The 17,899-nt window shown below is 75.2% G+C and carries 14 protein-coding genes, 2 rRNA genes and 1 pseudogene; 13 read left to right on the forward strand and 4 right to left on the reverse strand.

Annotation, left to right across the window (positions count from 1 at the left end; translation table 11 throughout):
• The 4 genes and pseudogenes from ACIQI7_RS37135 to ACIQI7_RS37150 all read left to right on the forward strand — a co-directional run.
• Positions 1-93, forward strand: a 23S ribosomal RNA gene (locus ACIQI7_RS37135); the annotation flags it as partial.
• Positions 94-201: 108 nt separating this feature from the next.
• Positions 202-318 (forward strand): 5S ribosomal RNA (gene rrf, locus ACIQI7_RS37140).
• 366 nt (positions 319-684) lie between these two features.
• Positions 685-1,620 (forward strand): annotated as a pseudogene (locus tag ACIQI7_RS37145) (hypothetical protein); the annotation flags it as partial.
• Between the two features lie 354 nt (positions 1,621-1,974).
• The gene (locus ACIQI7_RS37150; RefSeq protein WP_401118862.1) at positions 1,975-2,925 is read left to right on the forward strand and encodes a tetratricopeptide repeat protein; all 951 of its coding nucleotides are present in this window, start codon (positions 1,975-1,977) and stop codon (positions 2,923-2,925) included.
• A 102-nt stretch (positions 2,926-3,027) separates the two neighbouring features.
• Here the strand turns inward: ACIQI7_RS37150 and ACIQI7_RS37155 are convergent, their stop codons facing one another.
• Positions 3,028-4,398, reverse strand: a complete 1,371-nt coding sequence (locus ACIQI7_RS37155; RefSeq protein WP_401118783.1) for a DUF1015 family protein — start codon at positions 4,396-4,398, stop codon at positions 3,028-3,030.
• Between the two features lie 92 nt (positions 4,399-4,490).
• Here ACIQI7_RS37155 and ACIQI7_RS37160 point away from each other — a divergent pair, with 92 nt between their 5' ends.
• Positions 4,491-5,168: a tetratricopeptide repeat protein gene (locus tag ACIQI7_RS37160; protein ID WP_401118786.1), complete on the forward strand. Its 678-nt coding sequence runs from the start codon at positions 4,491-4,493 to the stop codon at positions 5,166-5,168.
• Between the two features lie 150 nt (positions 5,169-5,318).
• Positions 5,319-6,356, forward strand: a complete 1,038-nt coding sequence (locus tag ACIQI7_RS37165; RefSeq protein ID WP_401118788.1) for an HAD-IIA family hydrolase — start codon at positions 5,319-5,321, stop codon at positions 6,354-6,356.
• 79 nt (positions 6,357-6,435) lie between these two features.
• Here ACIQI7_RS37165 and ACIQI7_RS37170 read toward each other — a convergent pair whose 3' ends face one another.
• The gene (locus ACIQI7_RS37170; protein WP_387758830.1) at positions 6,436-6,783 is read right to left on the reverse strand and encodes an alkyl sulfatase C-terminal domain-containing protein; all 348 of its coding nucleotides are present in this window, start codon (positions 6,781-6,783) and stop codon (positions 6,436-6,438) included.
• Positions 6,784-6,961: 178 nt separating this feature from the next.
• Between ACIQI7_RS37170 and ACIQI7_RS37175 the strand changes: the two genes are divergently transcribed.
• The 4 genes from ACIQI7_RS37175 to ACIQI7_RS37190 all read left to right on the forward strand — a co-directional run bounded on the left by ACIQI7_RS37175 (position 6,962) and on the right by ACIQI7_RS37190 (position 9,947).
• A complete protein-coding gene (locus ACIQI7_RS37175; protein ID WP_401118791.1) occupies positions 6,962-7,867 on the forward strand; it encodes a hypothetical protein in 906 nt (301 codons plus the stop codon).
• Positions 7,851-8,105, forward strand: coding sequence for a hypothetical protein (locus ACIQI7_RS37180; RefSeq protein WP_401118793.1), 255 nt, complete (start codon positions 7,851-7,853; stop codon positions 8,103-8,105). Before ACIQI7_RS37175 ends, ACIQI7_RS37180 begins: the two co-directional genes overlap by 17 nt.
• 36 nt (positions 8,106-8,141) lie before the next feature.
• The gene (locus ACIQI7_RS37185; protein ID WP_387758948.1) at positions 8,142-8,948 is read left to right on the forward strand and encodes a TlyA family RNA methyltransferase; all 807 of its coding nucleotides are present in this window, start codon (positions 8,142-8,144) and stop codon (positions 8,946-8,948) included.
• A 93-nt stretch (positions 8,949-9,041) separates the two neighbouring features.
• Entirely contained in the window at positions 9,042-9,947 is a 906-nt protein-coding gene (locus ACIQI7_RS37190; RefSeq protein ID WP_387758836.1) for an NAD kinase, read from the forward strand.
• 105 nt (positions 9,948-10,052) lie between these two features.
• Here the strand turns inward: ACIQI7_RS37190 and ACIQI7_RS37195 are convergent, their stop codons facing one another.
• Positions 10,053-11,552, reverse strand: a complete 1,500-nt coding sequence (locus tag ACIQI7_RS37195) for a PLP-dependent aminotransferase family protein (RefSeq protein WP_401118797.1) — start codon at positions 11,550-11,552, stop codon at positions 10,053-10,055.
• A gap of 287 nt (positions 11,553-11,839) precedes the next feature.
• On the opposite strand from ACIQI7_RS37195, the gene ACIQI7_RS37200 reads away from it, so the two are divergent.
• The 3 genes from ACIQI7_RS37200 to ACIQI7_RS37210 all read left to right on the forward strand — a co-directional run bounded on the left by ACIQI7_RS37200 (position 11,840) and on the right by ACIQI7_RS37210 (position 15,627).
• Complete coding sequence (locus ACIQI7_RS37200) at positions 11,840-12,460, forward strand: YitT family protein (RefSeq protein ID WP_401118865.1); 621 nt, start codon at positions 11,840-11,842, stop codon at positions 12,458-12,460.
• A gap of 64 nt (positions 12,461-12,524) precedes the next feature.
• Positions 12,525-14,282 carry a DNA repair protein RecN gene (recN, locus tag ACIQI7_RS37205; protein WP_401118800.1) on the forward strand — a complete coding sequence of 586 codons (1,758 nt, stop codon included), beginning with the start codon at positions 12,525-12,527 and terminating at the stop codon, positions 14,280-14,282.
• Positions 14,283-14,448: 166 nt separating this feature from the next.
• Positions 14,449-15,627: a glycosyltransferase family 4 protein gene (locus ACIQI7_RS37210; protein ID WP_401118802.1), complete on the forward strand. Its 1,179-nt coding sequence runs from the start codon at positions 14,449-14,451 to the stop codon at positions 15,625-15,627.
• Positions 15,628-15,644: 17 nt separating this feature from the next.
• On the opposite strand, the gene ACIQI7_RS37215 is transcribed toward ACIQI7_RS37210, so the two are convergent.
• Positions 15,645-17,639, reverse strand: a complete 1,995-nt coding sequence (locus ACIQI7_RS37215; RefSeq protein ID WP_401118804.1) for a glycoside hydrolase family 15 protein — start codon at positions 17,637-17,639, stop codon at positions 15,645-15,647.
• Positions 17,640-17,899: the final 260 nt, after the last annotated feature.

A 17,899-nucleotide genomic window follows, 5' to 3' on the forward strand; every position in this document is an offset into this window, starting at 1 on the left:
GGCTCCCAGTAGACGACTGGGTTGATAGGCCGGATATGGAAGCCCTGTGAGGGGTGGAGTTGACCGGTACTAATAGGCCGAGGGCTTGTCCTCAGACGCTCGCGTTCACTGTGTGGTTCCCGGGTAACGAACAGTTATCACCGGCGAACAAGAAAACACTTATCAACTGAAAAGTGTGTTTCGCTGAATACCCGATAGGGTTTCGGTGGTCATAGCGTGAGGGAAACGCCCGGTTACATTCCGAACCCGGAAGCTAAGCCTCACAGCGCCGATGGTACTGCAGGGGGGACCCTGTGGGAGAGTAGGACGCCGCCGAACAATTATTCAAGGCCGCGGCCCCAGCGACTCGCTGGGGCCGCGGCCTTTTTGTGTTTTGCGAACGTGAAGAAGGCCGGCAGAACCGGGACTTCCGCCCAGACGCGGAGGGACCCGGCATGTCGGACAATGGAGAAGGTACGCGGGCCAGCAGGCCGGCGTCGAAACCGCGTGGCGGCAGCGGAGTTGATCGCTCGGCCCCGCGGTGAAGCTGAAGCAGCAGAAGGAGTCACCACGATGTCGAACCAGCCCCAGGACCGTCCCGAGCGCCGATCGGACGACGGCCGAGGCTACGAGCCCCGGTCCCGCGGGGGCTGGTCCAACGACCGTGGCGGCTACCGTCGCGATGACCGCCCCTCCGGTGGTTACCGTCGTGACGACCGTGATGACCGTCCGCGTCGTGACGACCGTCCGTCGGGTGGCGGCTACGGCCGGGACCGTGACGACCGCGGCGGCGAGCGCGGTGGTTTCCGTCGTGACGACCGTCCGTCCGGTGGTTTCAACCGCGACCGCGGTGACCGCCCCTCGGGCGGCGGCTACGGCCGCGACCGCGACGACCGCGGCGGCGACCGTGGCGGCTTCCGCCGTGACGACCGTCCGTCCGGTGGCGGCTTCCGTCGTGACGACCGCCCCTCCGGCGGTGGCTTCCGCCGTGATGACCGCCCGGCCGGTGGCGGGTTCCGTCGTGACGACCGCCCGAGTGGCTTCCGTCGCGACGACCGTGATGACCGTCCGCGTCGTGACGACCGTCCGTCGGGTGGCGGCTACGGCCGGGACCGTGACGACCGCGGCGGTGACCGCGGTGGTTTCCGTCGTGACGACCGTCCGTCCGGTGGTTTCAACCGCGACCGCGGCGACCGTCCCTCGGGCGGCGGCTACGGCCGCGACCGCGACGACCGCGGCGGCGACCGTGGTGGCTTCCGTCGTGACGACCGTCCGTCCGGTGGTTTCAACCGCGACCGCGGCGACCGCCCCTCCGGTGGTGGCTTCCGTCGCGACGACCGTCCTTCGGGTGGCTTCAACCGTGACCGCGACGACCGTGGTGGCGAGCGCGGCGGGTTCCGCCGTGACGACCGTCCGGCCGGCGGTGGCTTCCGCCGTGACGACCGTCCTTCGGGTGGCTTCAACCGTGACCGCGACGACCGTGGTGGCGAGCGCGGTGGCTTCCGTCGTGACGACCGTCCGTCCGGTGGTTTCAACCGCGACCGCGGCGACCGCCCCTCCGGTGGCGGCTTCCGCCGTGATGACCGCCCGGCCGGTGGCGGGTTCCGTCGTGACGACCGCCCGAGTGGCTTCCGTCGCGACGACCGTGATGACCGTCCGCGTCGTGACGACCGTCCGTCGGGTGGCGGCTACGGCCGCGACCGTGACGACCGCGGCGGCGACCGCGGTGGCTTCCGCCGTGACGACCGTCCGTCCGGTGGTTTCAACCGCGACCGCGGCGACCGCCCCTCGGGCGGCGGCTACGGCCGCGACCGCGACGACCGCGGCGGCTTCCGCCGCGACGACCGTGGTGGCGAGCGCGGTGGGTTCCGCCGGGACGACCGCCAGGGCGGCGGCTACCGCCGTGACCGTGACGACCGTGGCGGCGACCGCCGGGACGACCGCGGCCGTCGGGACTACGACGACCGCCGGGGCAACTACGAGCCCGTCAAGCGCCTGCCGATCCCGGAGGACGTCACCGGCTTCGAGCTGGACGCGGACGTGCGCCAGGAGCTCAAGAGCCTGCCCAAGACCCTCGCGGACGACGTCGCCCGCAACCTGGTGATGGTGGCCCGCCTGCTCGACAGCGAGCCGGAGGAGGCCTACCAGTTCTCGCGCGTCGCGCTCCGTCTGGCCTCCCGCGTGGCGGCCGTCCGTGAGGCGGCCGGCTTCGCCTCCTACATGACGCAGCGTTACTCCGAGGCGCTGACCGAGTTCCGCGCCGCCCGTCGGATGACCGGCCGGGCTGACCTGTGGCCGGTGATGGCGGACTGCGAGCGCGGTCTGGGCCGTCCGGAGCGGGCGCTGGCGATGGCCGGCGAGCCCGAGGTGAAGCAGCTGGACAAGGCCGGCCAGGTCGAGATGCGCCTGGTCGCGGCCGGTGCCCGCAGCGACATGGAGCAGTACGACGCCGCCGTGGTGACGCTGCAGAGCCCGGAGCTGGCCTCCAGCGCCGTGCACCCGTGGACCGCGCGCCTGCGCTACGCGTACGCCGAGGCCCTGATCGCGGCCGGTCGCGCCGACGAGGCCCGTGACTGGTTCGCGAAGGCCGCCGAGGCCGACACCGAGGGCAGCACCAACGCCTCGGAGCGGCTGGCCGAGATCGACGGCGTGGAGTTCACCGACACGCTCGACCCGGAGCTGGACGAGGACGAGGCCGAGTCCACGGACGCCCCGGCGAAGAAGCGCGGTGGCGGCGACAACGCCGACGACCGCGTGATCTTCGAGGACGAGGAGGACGTCGAGGAGTTCTACGACGAGGACGACCTCGAGATCGACGAGGACTTCGACGGCGTCGTCCCCGAGCGCGCCCAGCAGGCCCGGGACGCCAAGGCCGAGGACACCGAGTCCGAGGTCGCCGAGGCCGAGGAGACGAAGGCCGCCGAGGCCGACGCCGACAAGAGCTGAGCGGACTCCCGCGCAACGCCGTGAGGCCCTGCCGTCCCCCGAGAAATCCGGGAACGGCGGGGCCTCACGGCGTTCCGGCCCGAGTCGGGCCGGGCGGAGGTGTCAGCCCAGCGCGAGGTTGCGCAGCACCAGCCCGGTGGCCGGCTTCGGACCGAAGGAGGTGGACTTGCGCGGCATGGTGACGCCCTGTTCGGCCAGCCGGCGGACCACGGACTCGCGGACCGGGTGCAGCAGGACGGCGGTGCCGCCGGTGCGCGCGGCCTCCTGCTCGGCGGCCACGGCGGTGTGCAGGTAGCCGATGTCGTCCGGGCCGTCGGGGACGTGCCAGGTGTGGTCCAGCAGGGTGGCGTGCAGGACGGTGGCGTCGAGGTGGCGCCACTCCTCGGGGCGGCCGTGCGGCACGGTGGCGTCGAGCAGGGACTCCTCGGGCTCTCCGAGCAGCCAGTAGACGCCGTCGCCGCCGGTCACCACGAAGCCGTTGCCGCCGTGCCGCTTCTGCTCGGCCAGGGCCTGGAGCGCGGCGGAGAGCGGCCCGGGGACCTCCTTGACCTTCCACTGGTCGCCGAGCCGCTCCAGCGCCTCGGCCACCGGCAGTCGGTACAGCACGCGGTGGATGGCGCGGACCCGCAGCGGGTAGCGGGCGGTGTCCACCAGGAGCACCATGCCGCGGTCCCAGGGGCTGCGCGGCAGGTGGCGGTGCTCGCGCTGGAGACGCAGGTACATCTCCCAGCGGTGGTGGCCGTCGGCGATCAGCGCCCGGCAGGTGGCGAGGTCGCGGCTGATCTCGGCGAGCTCGGCGGGGTCGGTGACCGCCCACAGCCGGTGGTGGGTGCCGTCGCTGGTGGCGGTGGAGAGCAGCGGCTCGCCCTCGACGGTCCGCTCGATCACGCCGGAGGCACCGCCGTCGCCCCGGTAGGTGAGCAGCAGCGGTTCCAGGTTGGCCCGGGTGGTGCGCATCAGGCCGACCCGGTCGGCGACCGGCCGCGGCATCACGTCCTCGTGCGGGAGCACCACGCCGCCCTCCCGGCCGCTCACCGCGAGCGCGCCGATCAGGCCGCGCTGCAGCAGCTCGGGGGAGTCGTCGGCGGCCGGCACCCGCTGCTCGTAGACGTAGAGCGCGGGCTCCGGGTCGGCGGCCAGGACGCCCTCGCGCTGCCAGGCGGCCAGCAGCCGGGCGGCGTGCCGGTAGCGGGTGTCGCGGTCGGGGCGGTCACCGGCGTCCTCGGGCTCGGGCCTGGGAAGGATCAACCGGACCACGTTGTGCGGGTCGGCCGTCTCCAGGTCGAGCCGGCGGCCCGGGTCGACGACGTCGTACGGCGGGGACATCACCGCGGCCAGGGCGCCGACCCGGTCGGGGACGTAGCGCAGGCCGCGGAAGGGGAACAGGGACAGGCCGGCCGTGGCGACGTGCCCGGGGTTGCCGGGGCCGCCCTCGGGAGTCTCGACTCCGTCTTCTGCACTGGGTGTGCTCATTCTGGGCATCGTAACCGGGTACGCGTTGTTGAGAGATCGGAATGCCCGTGCCGGATCGTGGGCCGGGTGTGCGACCGAGGGCGAGGTACGGCATGGACGACGGGCAGGAACGGGTGGAGGACAGCGGCCCGGCGGGGTCGGGCGGGCCCGTCGGCGACACCCACGGGGAGGTTCCGGTGGACGGCGCTCCGGGCCCTGACGCGGGCGACGACGGCCCGGCGGGCGAGGGGCCGCCGGGTGGCGGAGTGCCGCGGCAGAGCCGCTCCGGCGAGCCCACCGGGGACGTGTACGACTGGTTCCGCCGGGGCGCCCGGCTGCTGGCGCAGGGACACCCGGCGGCCGCCGAGCAACTGCTCAGCCGGGCGGCGGCGGCCGAGCCGCACTCGCGCAGCATCCGGGAGGCGCTGGCGCGCGCCCAGTTCGACGCTGGCGCGTACGCGGCGGCGCTGGAGAACTTCCGGGCCGTGGCGCTCGCCGACCCGGCCGACGACTACGCTCAGTTCGGGTGGGGAGTCGCGGCGGCCCGGCTGGGCGACTTCGAGACCTCCGCCGAACACCTGGCGCTGGCCGTGGCGATGCGGCCGGACAGCGACCACTACCGGCAGGCGCTGCGGCAGACCCGGGCGACCCTGGCGGCCCGCGCCGGGGCGTACGGCCCGCTGCTGCCGGGAGCACCGGGGTACCTGGCACCCCCGGCGGGCGCCGGGGAGCCGGCCGACGGGGCGGGGGACGACGGTGGCGCCGGCCACGGTGCCGACGGCGGGTCCTGACCAGTCGGGGACGGCCCCGCGGACGCCCCGACAGACCCCCTCACGGGAGACGTGCCGCACAACGGCGTGCGGGACGGACGGCGCGGTGAACGACGGCGCGGTGAACGACGACGCAGTGAACGACGACGCAGTGAATGAGGTAGCGCAGCCATGACCGAGACGGCCAACCCCGTGCGACGGACCGCCCCCGGCGGCAGCGAGCGGCCGCTGACCGACGCCTACGACACCGCGCTGCTGGACCTGGACGGCGTGGTCTACGCGGGTGCCCACGCGATCGAGCACGCGGCGGACGCGCTGGACGCCGCCCGGACGGCCGGGATGCGGCTCGCGTACGTGACCAACAACGCCTCCCGCCCGCCGCGGGTGGTGGCCGAGCACCTGACCGAGCTGGGCGTCCCGGCCGAGCCGGCCGACGTGATCAACTCGGCCCAGGCCGCCGCCCGGCTGGTCGCCGAGAAGGTGCCGGCCGGCTCGAAGGTGCTGGTCGTCGGCGGCCTGGGGCTGGAGGAGGCGCTCGCCGAGCTGGGGCTGGTCGCCGTCCGCTCGCTGGCCGACGGGCCGCTCGCGGTGGTCCAGGGCTTCGACCCGTCGGTGGGGTGGAAGGACCTCGCGGAGGCCTCGTACGCGGTGCAGAGCGGGCTGCCGTGGGTGGCGTCCAACCTGGACCTGACGGTGCCGAGGGCCCGCGGCATCGCGCCCGGCAACGGCACCCTGGTGGCGGCGGTGCGGGCGGCGACCGGGGTGGAGCCGGAGGTGGCGGGCAAGCCGCTGCCGCCGATGCACCGGGAGACGGTGCTGCGCACCGGCGCGAAGCGGCCGCTGGTGGTCGGGGACCGGCTGGACACCGACATCGAGGGCGCGTTCAACGGCGGGGTGGACAGCCTGCTGGTGTTCACCGGGGTGACCACCCCGGAGCTGCTGCTGGCGGCCCCGGTCGAGCACCGGCCGACCTACCTGGCGGCGGACCTGCGCGGGCTCCTCGTCCCGCACCCGGCGGTGGCGGCCGTGGACGGCGGCTTCGGGTGCGGCGGCTGGGTCGCGGGCGTCGGCTCCGGCGTGCTGCGGCTGTCCGGGACCGGGGACCGCTGGGACGGCCTGCGGGCGCTGTGCGCGGCGGCGTGGACGGTGCTGGACGCCGGCGGCGCGCCGGTGGACGGCCGCAAGGCGCTGGCCGACCTGGGGTTCTGAGCACCGGTCCAGGGCCGTCGGGGACCGCTCCTGCGGCGCGGTCCCGCCGTCCTCGGCGGCGCGGCCCCGGCGGCCGGGGTCAGAGCAGGGTGCGCAGCCGCAGCAGGTCGCGGAAGCCCGCCTCCAGCTTGACCCGGCCGCTCGCCCACGCGGAGGCGAAGTTGAGCCCGCCGCCGACCAGTGCGACCAGGTCGTCGCTGCTCATGGTGAGCCGGATCTCCGCCTTCTCCGCCGGGGCGCCCGGGGACGCCACCACGTCCTGGATCCGGCCGTCCCGCAGCTGCCCGGTGAAGGTCAGGTCGAGGTCGGTGATCCGGCAGCTCAGCGAGCGGTCGAGGGCGGCGGCCTTGCGGACGTCGCCGGTGGACTTCGCCATGTTGCGGCTGAGCTGCTCCAGTGCCTCCTGGCACTCCTCGGCGTTCGCCACGGGGCGGGCTCCCTCCCCCGGTCGCTGCGGTGCTGACTGCGGGCCACGGTACCTCAGGAGGGTTTTGGCGGTAGCGTCGTCAGTGGGGTGCCCGGAAACGCCCGGGTACTGAGGGCGACGCAGCGACGCGCGTAGGCGATTGGGAGGCACCCGGATGCTGCCGAGGACGGTTCGGGGAGTGGTGGAGACCGCCGCCGGGGTGGTGGAGGAGGTCGGCAGGCAGGTCGTCGGGACGGCGAGTTCGGTCCTGGAGAAGGCCGGGGTCGACCTGGCCGGGGTCGAGCGTCGGCTGGGCGGCCAGTTCCCGCCGTCGGTGGAGACCCTCCAGACCCTCGCCGGGGAGGCGGTCACCGCCGGGCGCGCCGGGGTGGACCTGGCGGTCGGCGTGGCGCGCACCGAGGCGGAGAAGGTCTTCGAGAAGGTCGGCGACCAGGTGACCAAGGTCGGCGTGGTGCTGGCGTACCTGGAGACCAAGCTGCGCGAGGTCGAGGAGGAGGCCCCGGCGGCCGCGTCCGGGCCGGGGCCGGACGAGCCCGAGGAGCCGGTGCCGGCGCCGCGGGCCGCCGACCTGTTCGGGCGCGGCTGGGAGTTCGAGGAGGAGCGGTCTGCTGCCGGGACGCCGGGCGAGCCGATAGTCGCCGAGCGGGTGGAGGTGGACGAGCCGGTCGAGTTCGATCCGCCGGTGCCGCCCCTGGCTCCGGCGGCCGGGGGCGCCCAGGCCCCGCAGCGGGCCGCCGTGCCGGAGGACGACGCCGCCGGGAAGAGCGCGGAGCCGAAGAGCACGGCGAAGGAGTCCGAGCCCGGGCAGACCGTGGCGAAGGAGACCGTGGCGAAGAAAACCGTGGCGAAGAAGGCCGCGACGAAGAAGTCCGCGGCCAGGAAGACCCCGGCGAAGAAGACGCCGACGACGAAGGGGAGCACGGCCGAGAAGGCCGCCGCGAAGAAGACGACCACGGTCGGGAAGACCGCCGCCGCCGCGCCGGACGAGGCCCAGCCGGCGACGCCCGTGAAGCGGTCGGCGAGCAGGAGGGCCACCGTCCGCAAGGCCACCAGCGCGAAGAAGCCCGATGCCCGCGACGAATGAACCGCCCCTGCCCGACTGCCCGCCCGAGCCCGTCCGGGGCGCGGAGCCGCCGGGAGCCCTGCCGCCGGAGGCGGAGCCGCTGGGCTTCGAGCCGGTCCCCACCGGCCACCCCGGGGTGGACGCCGGCCTGGCCCGGTTGGAGGCTCTGGACGGGGCCCCGGCGGAGGCACACGTCGCGGTGTACGAAGATGTTCACCAGCGGCTCGTCGACACACTGGCCGCGCTCGACCAGGAATGACCCGCAGGATCCGTAGGAGCTGAAACACCAGTGGCAGTGGCACGACGTCGACTCGACGCGGAACTGGTCCGCCGCAAGCTGGCCCGATCGCGTGAGCACGCGTCCGAGCTGATCGCGGCGGGCCGGGTGACCGTCGGCGGCACCACCGCGACCAAGCCGGCCACCCAGGTGGAGACCTCGGCGGCGGTCGTGGTGGCCAAGGACGAGAACGACCCCGACTACGTCTCGCGCGGCGGCCACAAGCTCGCCGGCGCGTTCGCGGCCTTCGTGCCGCAGGGCCTGGTGGTCGAGGGCCGCCGGGCGCTGGACGCGGGCGCCTCCACCGGCGGGTTCACCGACGTACTGCTGCGGGCCGGGGCCGCGCACGTGCTGGCGGTGGACGTCGGCTACGGGCAGCTCGCCTGGTCGCTGCAGAGCGACGAGCGGGTCACCGTGATGGACCGCACCAATGTGCGCGAGCTGACCCCGGAGCTGATCGGCGGCACCCGGGTGGACCTGGTGGTGGGCGACCTGTCGTTCATCTCGCTGGGCCTGGTGCTCCCGGCCCTCGCCTCCTGCGCGGCCGAGGACGCGGACCTGGTGCTGATGGTCAAGCCCCAGTTCGAGATCGGCAAGGAGCGCCTGGGCAGCGGCGGGGTGGTGCGCAGCCCGCAGCTGCGCGCCGAGATGGTGTGCCAGGTCGCCGGGCAGGCGTGGGAGCTCGGACTGGGCGTGCGCGCGGTCACCGCGAGCCCCCTGCCGGGGCCGTCCGGCAACGTCGAGTACTTCCTCTGGTTGCGCCGGGACGCTCCGCGGCTGGACCCCGCGGAGGCGGACCGGGCCGTGGCGGAGGGCCCCCGGTAGGGTGCCTTGCGAGCGTCCGGCCCGTCATGTCGTATGGCGTGGCCGCACCGGGGCCAAGGGCGACCCGGCAGGCGTTAGGGAGAGGGCAGCGGCATGAGCGATGAAGCACGTACGGTCTTCCTGATCGCGCACACCGGCCGGGAGGCGGCGCTGCGCAGCGTCGAGGCCCTGGTGCACGGGCTGCTGAAGGCCGGGCTCCGGATCAGACTGCTGGAGGCCGAGGCGGTCGACCTGGACCTGCCGGAGGGCGTCGAGAAGGTGGCCGAGGGCCCCGGGGCGGCGGACGGCTGCGAGTTGATCCTGGTGGCCGGCGGGGACGGGACGCTGCTGCGCGGGGCGGAGCTGGCGCGGTCGCACGGGCTGCCGATGCTCGGGATCAACCTGGGCCGGGTGGGCTTCCTCGCCGAGGCCGAGCGGGACGACCTGGCCGTGGTGGTCGAGCGGGTGGTGGACGCCGACTACGAGGTCGAGGAGCGGATGACGATCGACGTCATCGTCCGCACCAACGGCGATGTGGTGCACGAGGACTGGGCGCTGAACGAGGCCTCGATCGAGAAGGCGGCGCGGGAGCGGATGCTGGAGGTGGTGACCGAGGTGGACGGCCGCCCGGTCTCCAACTTCGGCTGTGACGGCGTGGTGTGCGCGACGCCGACCGGGTCCACCGCGTACGCGTTCTCCGGCGGCGGGCCGGTGGTGTGGCCGGAGGTGGAGGCGCTGCTGATGGTGCCGATCTCCGCGCACGCGCTGTTCGCCCGCCCGCTGGTGACCTCGCCGGAGTCGGTGCTGGCGGTCGAGGTGCAGCCGAAGACCCCGCACGGCGTGCTCTGGTGCGACGGACGGCGCTCGGTCGAACTGCCCGCCGGGGCGCGGGTGGAGGTCCGCCGGGGCCGGACCCCGGTGCGGCTGGCCAGGCTGCACCGGGCGCCGTTCACCGACCGGCTGGTCGCCAAGTTCGCGCTGCCGGTGACGGGTTGGCGCGGCCGGGCCGACCACCACTAGCGGTGGCCGATCGGCCTGCCTCCCTTGGCCGGTACGGGCGCGGACGCCCGTACCGGCCAAGGGCTTTCGGGCGGCCGCGTTCGGCCGCCGAGTGCTGACGCGTCGTCAGACCGCCAACGGCTGGGCCTCGTCGGCCGGTTCGAGCCGGCCTCCGGCCGCCGCCCGGGCGGCCACCGCGGCGAGGCGTTCGACGGCGGCGGGGACGGTCGCGGCGGGCACGGTGAGCGGGATGCGGATGTGGTGCTCGAAGGCGCCGTCCGAGCCGAAGCGGTTGCCCGAGGCGATCCGGACCCCGCCGCGCTCCCCGGCGCGGGCCAGCGCGGCGCCGGACAGGCCGCCGGTCGAGACCCACAGCGCGAGTCCGCCGGGCGGCATCGTGAAGGTCCAGGCGGGCAGCCGTTCGGGCAGGGCGGCGGCGAAGGCGTGCGCGCTGGCCCGCAGCCGGGCCAGCTGGTGCTCGCGGACCTCGGGCAGCGGTTCGCCCAGGAGCTCGGCGGCGATCAGCTGGTCCAGCACCGGGGTGCCGACGTCGCTGTGGACCCGCTCGTTGGCCAGCCGGCGCACCAGCGCGGGCGCGGCCCTGACCCAGCCGATCCGCAGGCCGCCCCAGAGCAGCTTGCCCGCCGAGCCGACGGTGACCACCTGGGCGGAGCGGTCCAGGGCCGCCGTCGGGCGCGGCAGCGGCGTGGCCGGCGGGACGCCCCAGCCGAGTTCGGCGGTGGTCTCGTCGGCCAGCACGACGCTCCCGGCGGCCCGGGCGGCGGCCAGCAGCTCGCGGCGCCGCTCCTCGTCGACCAGCGCGCCGGTCGGGTTGTGGAAGTCCGGGATCACGTAGGCGACCCGCGGCCCGGCGCCGCGCAGCACCCGCCGCCACTCGTCGAGGTCCCAGGTGGGCCGTGGCGTCCAGGTGTACGGCACCGGGACCAGCCGGGCGCCGGTCAGCCGCAGTGCCGACAGGGTGTGGGCGTAGCTGGGCGCCTCCACGGCGACCCGGTCGCCGCGGCCGACCAGCGCCCGCTGGACGAGGTGCAGGCCGCCCATCGCGCCGGTGGTGATCAGGATCTGGTCGGGTGTGGTGGGCAGGCCGCGGTCGGTGAAGCGGCGGGCGACGGCCTCGCGCAGCACCGGGACGCCGGTGGGGTAGTGGCCGTGCCCGGAGGCGTAGTACGGCAGCTGTTCGAGGGCCCGGGCGGCGGCCCGGCCGAACCAGGGCTGCGGGGCGGGCGGGGCGGCGACGCCGAGGTCCAGGATGCGGTCCTGCTCGTCCGGGGGGACGGGGTGCAGGGCCTCGCCGGGCGGCGGGGCGCCCTCGGGCAGGGCGGTCCAGCTGCCCGCGCCGCGCCGGCTGTGCAGGTAGCCGTCGCCGCGCAGGGTCTCGTACGCGGTGGCGACGGTGGTGCGGCTCATCGCGAGGGCGGTGGCCAGCTCGCGTTCGGCGGGCAGCCGGGCGCCGACCGGCAGCCGGCCCTCGGTGACCAGCAGCCGGATCTGCCCGGCGAGGGTGCGGTAGGCGGGTCGGCGGGCGGCGGCCGGCTCGGGGAGCCGGGCGGTGGCGAGCAGCCGGGCCAGCGCGGGCGGCGTGACGGTGGTGTGCCAGTCGGCCATGGCGAATCAGTCCACTCGCTCGGGATTGGCCCTGGAGGGGGCCGTTTTGGCCTTGCCATCATGGCAGGGCGGCCGTACCGGCCGCCACCGCCGGGCCGTACCGGTGGTGCAGCACCACCGCAGGAGCACCATTGGCCACCCCGTCCACCGCGGCCCCGTCCACCCCCGCCGTCCGGTCCACCCCCGCCGTCCGGTCCACCCCCGCCGTCCGGTCCACCCCCGCCTCCTCCACGACCGCCGTGGCCCCGGCGCCCGCCGCCACCCGCCCGGCCGGGCTCGCCGTCCGGGTGTTCGGCGACACCCGCGCCCTGGGCCGCCGGATCCCCCAGCTGTTCGTCGGCCTCGCGCTGTACGGCGTGAGCATGGCGCTGATGCTCCGGGCCGGCCTCGGCCTCGACCCCTGGGACGTCCTGCACCAGGGCCTGCAGCGCACCGTCGGCCTCTCGGTCGGTGCCTGGGTGACCGTCTGCGGCGCCCTCGTCCTGCTGCTGTGGATCCCGATGCGCCAGCGCCCGGGCCTGGGCACCGTCGCCAACGTGCTGGTGATCGGCGTGACCATGGACCTCACCCTGCGGGTGATCGGCGGCCCCGGCGCCCTGCCCGCCCGGATCGCGCTGACGGCCGCGGCGATCGCACTGAACGGCCTGGCCAGCGGCCTCTACATCGGCGCCCGGCTCGGCCCCGGCCCGCGCGACGGCCTGATGACCGGGCTGCACCGGCGGACCGGCCGCTCGCTGCGGCTGATCCGCACCGGCATCGAGGTGACGGTGCTCACCGTCGGGCTGCTGCTCGGCGGCACCGCCGGGGTCGGCACCGTCGCGTACGCGCTGGCCATCGGCCCGCTGGTCCAGCTCATCCTGCCCTGGTGCACCGTCCCGGCACCGATGGAGGACTCCCGGAAGGGATGAACTTCGGGGCACGGAGTTGCCGCGCGCCGTTGTCGCTCGTCGCGCGCCGGGGGTGGAACCTCGTATGGTCGTCTCCGTGTTGGACGAGATGCGGATACGGGATCTTGGGGTCATCGACGACGCGGTGGTCGAACTCGCCCCCGGCTTCACCGCCGTGACCGGTGAGACCGGCGCAGGAAAGACCATGGTGGTGACCAGCCTCGGCCTGCTGCTCGGCGGCCGCGCCGACCCGGGCCTGGTGCGCAACGGGACCGGACGCGCCGTCGTGGAGGGCCGGCTGGAGCTGCCCGCCGACTCCCCGGTGGCGGCCCGCGCGATCGAGGCCGGGGCCGAACTGGACGACGGCGCGCTGCTGATCAGCCGGACCGTCTCCGCCGAGGGCCGCTCCCGGGCGCACGTCGGCGGCCGGTCCGTCCCGGTGGGGCTGCTCGCCGAACTCGGCGAGGACCTGATCGCGGTGCACGGCCAGACCGACCAGCAGCGCCTGCTGCGCCCGGCCCGCCAGCGCGGCGCCCTGGACCGGTACGCGGGCGCCTCGGTGGCCGAGCCGCTGGCCCGCTACCGGGAGACCTACCGCGCCCTGCGCGAGGTCTCCGCGACCCTGGAGGAGCTGACCACCCGGGCCCGCGAGCGCGCCCAGGAGGCCGACCTGCTGCGGTTCGGCCTGGACGAGGTCGCCGCCGCCGAGCCGGTGGCCGGCGAGGACGTGGAGCTGGCCGCCGAGGCCGAGCGGCTCGGCCACGCCGACGCGCTGTCCTCCGCCGCGACCCTCGCCCACGCCGCCCTGGCCGGCGACCCGGTCGACCCGGAGGCGCTGGACGCGGGCACCCTGCTCGCCCAGTCCCGCCGGGCCCTGGACGCCGTGCGCCACCACGACGAGCGGCTGGCCGCCCTGGCCGACCGCCTCAACGAGGTCGGCTACCTGCTCGCCGACGTGGCCGGGGACCTGGCCGGCTACGCGGACGACCTGGACGCCGACCCGGTGCGCCTGGCCGCCGTCGAGGACCGCCGGGCCGTGCTGGCCCAGCTGCTGCGCAAGTACGGCGGCGAGGAGAACACCCTCGCCGAGGTGCTCGCCTGGGCCGAGGCCGGAGCGGCGCGGCTCGCCGAGCTGGACGGCGACGACGACCGGATCGACGAACTCGGCGCCCGGGAGACCGAGCTGCGGGCCGAACTGGCCGAGCTGGCCGCCGAGGTCTCGCAGGCCCGGCACGACGCGGCCGGCCGGTTCGCCGAGGCGGTCTCCGCCGAACTCGCCGAACTGGCCATGCCGCACGCCCGAGTGACCTTCTCGATCAGCCAGGTCGACGACCTGGCCGGGATCGAGGTCGGCGGGCGCACCGTCGCCTACGGCCCGCACGGCGTGGACGAGGTCGAGGTGCTGCTCGCCCCGCACCCCGGCGCCCAGCCGCGCCCGATCGCCAAGGGCGCCTCCGGCGGTGAGCTGTCGCGCGTGATGCTCGCCGTCGAGGTGGTCTTCGCGGGCGCCGACCCCGTCCCCACCTACCTGTTCGACGAGGTGGACGCGGGCGTCGGCGGCAAGGCGGCGGTCGAGATCGGCCGCCGGCTGGCCAAGCTGGCCGAGTCGGCCCAGGTCGTGGTGGTCACCCACCTCCCGCAGGTGGCCGCGTTCGCCGACCGGCACCTGGTGGTGGAGAAGACCAACGACGGCACCGTGACCCGCAGCGGTGTCAAGGTGCTGAACGACGAGGAGCGGGTGCGCGAACTCTCCCGGATGCTGGCCGGTCTGGAGGACTCGGAGCTGGGCCGCGCCCACGCCGAGGAACTGCTGGCCGCCGCCCGGGCCCCGCGCCGCCGCTAGCCGGAGCCGGCGGCCCCCTGCGGACACCGGCGACGCGCCCCGTGGCGCCGACTGTCCAAGAGGGCCGCCGACCTGGCATGGTGGCGGCTGGACACTGGCTTCCCAGCCCCGAGCGCCGCCCGGCGGGCAATCCTCGCGAAGCGGCGCGCGAACCTGATCGAGTCGGATGCGAGACGACGTGGACCATTCCGCCGCCCGGGCCACCGCGGCCGTCCCCGAACCGGGGCAGCTGCACGTGGTACTCGTCCTGGCCGCCAGCACCGGCGGCATCGGTGCGCACGTGCGCTCCCTGGCCCAGGGCCTGGTCGCGCACGGAGTGAACGTCACGGTCTGCGCGCCGGCCGGTACGGACGCGCTGTTCGGTTTCTCCCGTACGGGGGCCAGGTTCCACACCGTCGACATCACCCCCACCGCCGGCGCCCGCAGCGACGCCACCGCGATCGGCGAGCTGCGCCGGGCCTTCACCGGCGCCGACGTGGTGCACGCCCACGGGCTGCGCGCCGGGCTGCTCTCCGACCTGGCGCTGCGCACCGCGGGCCGCTTCCCGGGCCTGCGCCCGGAGACCCCGCTGGTGGTCACCTCGCACCACGCGCTGCTGGCCACCGGCATGGAGCGCCGGCTGCAGCGGTTGATGGAGCGCCGGGTGGCGCGCGCCGCCGACCTGGTGCTCGGCGCCTCCTCCGACCTGGTCGCCCGGGCCCGGGAGCTGGGCGCCACCGACGCCCGGCTGGGCCCGGTGGCCGCCCCGCCGGTGCCCGAGGGCCGGCTCGGCCGCCCCGAGGCGCGCGCCGCGCTGCTCGGCGACGGCCCGGACCGCCCGCTGGTGCTGGCGGTCGGCCGTCTCGTCCCGCAGAAGGCCTTCGGGCTGCTGCTGGACGCCACCCGGGAGCTGTCCGCGCTGACCCCGGAGCCGCTCGTCCTGCTCGCCGGGGACGGCCCCGAGGCGGGTGCGCTGCGCGAGCGGGTGGCCGCGGAGAAGCTGCCGGTACGGCTGCTCGGCCACCGCACCGACGTGCCCGACCTGCTGGCCGCCGCCGACGTGGTGGCGGTCTCCAGCCGCTGGGAGGCCCGCTCGCTGGTGGTGCAGGAGGCGGTGCGGGCCGGCGTGCCGGTGGTCGCCACCGCCGTCGGCGGCATCCCCGAACTGGTCGGTGACGCCGCCGTGCTGGTGCCCTCCGGCGATCCGGCGGCGCTCGGCCGGGCGGTGCGCGACCTGCTGGCCGACCCGGCCCGCCGCGAGCGGCTGGTGGCGGCCGGCCGGCAGCAGGCCGAGACCTGGCCGGACGAGTCCGCCACCGTCGCCCAGGTGCTCAGCACCTACGACGAGCTGGTACAGCGCGGGTAGGGGACGGCCCCGGACGGTCAGACGGTGGCCCGCTCGACCCGGTCGGCGGCCGGTCCGTCCGGCTGGGCGGACAGGTACGCGGCGCCGCAGGCGGTCAGCCGCAGGGCGGTGTCGATCAGCGGCACGTGGCTGAAGGCCTGCGGGAAGTTGCCGACCTGCCGCTTGAGCCGCGGGTCCCACTCCTCGGCGAGCAGCCCGAGGTCGTTGCGCAGCGAGAGCAGCTTGTCGAACAGCTCGCGGGCCTCCTGGACCCGGCCGATCATGGCGAGGTCGTCGGCCAGCCAGAACGAGCAGGCCAGGAAGGCGCCCTCGTGGCCGGAGAGGCCGTCGACGTTGTTGCCGCTCTCGTCGTGGGTCGGGTAGCGCAGCACGAAGCCGTCCTCGGTGGACAGTTCGCGCTGGATCGCCTCGATGGTGCCGATCACCCGCTTGTCGTCCGGCGGCAGGAAGCCGACCTGGGGGATCAGCAGCAGCGAGGCGTCCAGCTCCCGGCCGCCGTAGTACTGGGTGAAGGTGTTGCGCTCCGGGTCGTAGCCCTTCTCGCAGACGTCGGCGTGGATCTGCGCGCGGAACTCGCGCCAGCGCTCCAGGTGGCCGCCGGCCGGGGCGTCCTCGGGGGTCTGCTCCAGCAGCTTGATGGTGCGGTCGACGGCGACCCAGGCCATCACCTTGGAGTGGACGAAGTGCCGGCGCGGGCCGCGGACCTCCCAGATGCCCTCGTCCGGCTCCTGCCAGTGCTCCTCCAGGTACTCGATCAGGCGCAGCTGGAGGTGGTGGGCGTGGTCGTTGCGGACCAGGCCGGTCATGTGGGCCAGGTGCAGCGCCTCGACGACCTCGCCGTAGACGTCGAGCTGGAGCTGGCCGGCGGCGCCGTTGCCGACCCGGACGGGCTGGGAGCCCTCGTAGCCGGGCAGCCAGTCCAGCGAGGACTCGGTGAGTTCGCGCTCGCCGGCGATGCCGTACATGATCTGGAGGTTCTCCGGGTCGCCGGCGACCGCCCGCAGCAGCCACTCGCGCCAGGCGCGGGCCTCCTCGCGGTAGCCGGTGCGCAGCAGCGAGGAGAGCGTGATGGCGGCGTCGCGCAGCCAGGTGTAGCGGTAGTCCCAGTTGCGTTCGCCGCCGATGTCCTCGGGCAGCGAGGTGGTGGGGGCGGCGACGATGCCGCCGGTGGGGGCGTAGGTGAGGCCCTTGAGGGTGATCAGGGAGCGGATCACGGCCTCCCGGTAGGGGCCCTGGTAGGTGCACTGGTCGGCCCACTCGTGCCAGAAGTCGGCGGTGGCGTCCAGCATCTCCTCGGCGTCCGGGGGGCGGGGCGGGTCGAGGTGGGAGGCCTGCCAGGTGAGGGCGAAGGCGATCCGCTCGCCGGCGGTGACGGTGAAGTCGGCGTAGGTGGTGAGGTCGCGCCCGTAGGTCTCGGCCTCGCCGTCCAGCCAGACCGAGTCGGGGCCGGCGACGGCGACGGTGCGGTGGCCGCCGTCGGCCTGTTCGACGCGGTGCACCCAGGGCACGATCCGGCCGTAGGAGAAGCGCATCCGCACGGCCGAGCGCATCCGCACGGCGCCGGAGACGCCCTCGACGATCCGGATCATCTGGGGGACGGCGTCCTTGCCGGCCAGCGGGCGCGGCGGCATGAAGTCGATCACCCGGACGGTGCCGCCCCGGGTGTCCCACTCCTGCTCCAGGATCAGCGAGTCGCCCCGGTAGCGGCGGCGGTCCGCCGGCACGGCGGGGACGGCGGCGGTGGGCGGGGGGACCCGCAGGTCGGTGTCGGCGATGCGGGCCCGGCCGTCGGCGGGGGGCGCGGTGGCGGCCGGGGCGGAGACCTCGGTCGGGCCGGCCTCGGCCGGGCCGATCCGCCAGAAGCCGTGTTCATCGGTGCCGAGCAGGCCGGCGAACACGGCCGGCGAGTCGAAGCGGGGCAGGCAGAGCCAGTCCACCGCCCCGTCCCTGCTGACCAGGGCAGCGGTCTGCATGTCCCCGATGAGTGCGTAGTCCTCGATACGGCCGGCCACGTGGATCTCCAGTTCGCAATGTGGTCAGGGCATCGGCGAGCGGAGGGAGCGAGCGGGTTGCGGGGCCGGAGGTCCACCCCGGGACGTCCGGCCCGCCGGGGGTGGTGGCGGGCCCTGCTGGAGTGTCCGCGGGGCTCGGTCGAGCCCCTGGAGTGGGTGGGGATGAGCGGGAATACGGGGAGGTCCGGTCGCGCATCGGGGACCGGGAGTCGTCCTGACCCTCCCACGCCCTCCGCGTGCTCGTGCTGTCGGCGATGCGT

The sequence above is a fragment of the Kitasatospora sp. NPDC092039 genome (assembly GCF_044756065.1).
Classification (GTDB): domain Bacteria; phylum Actinomycetota; class Actinomycetes; order Streptomycetales; family Streptomycetaceae; genus Kitasatospora.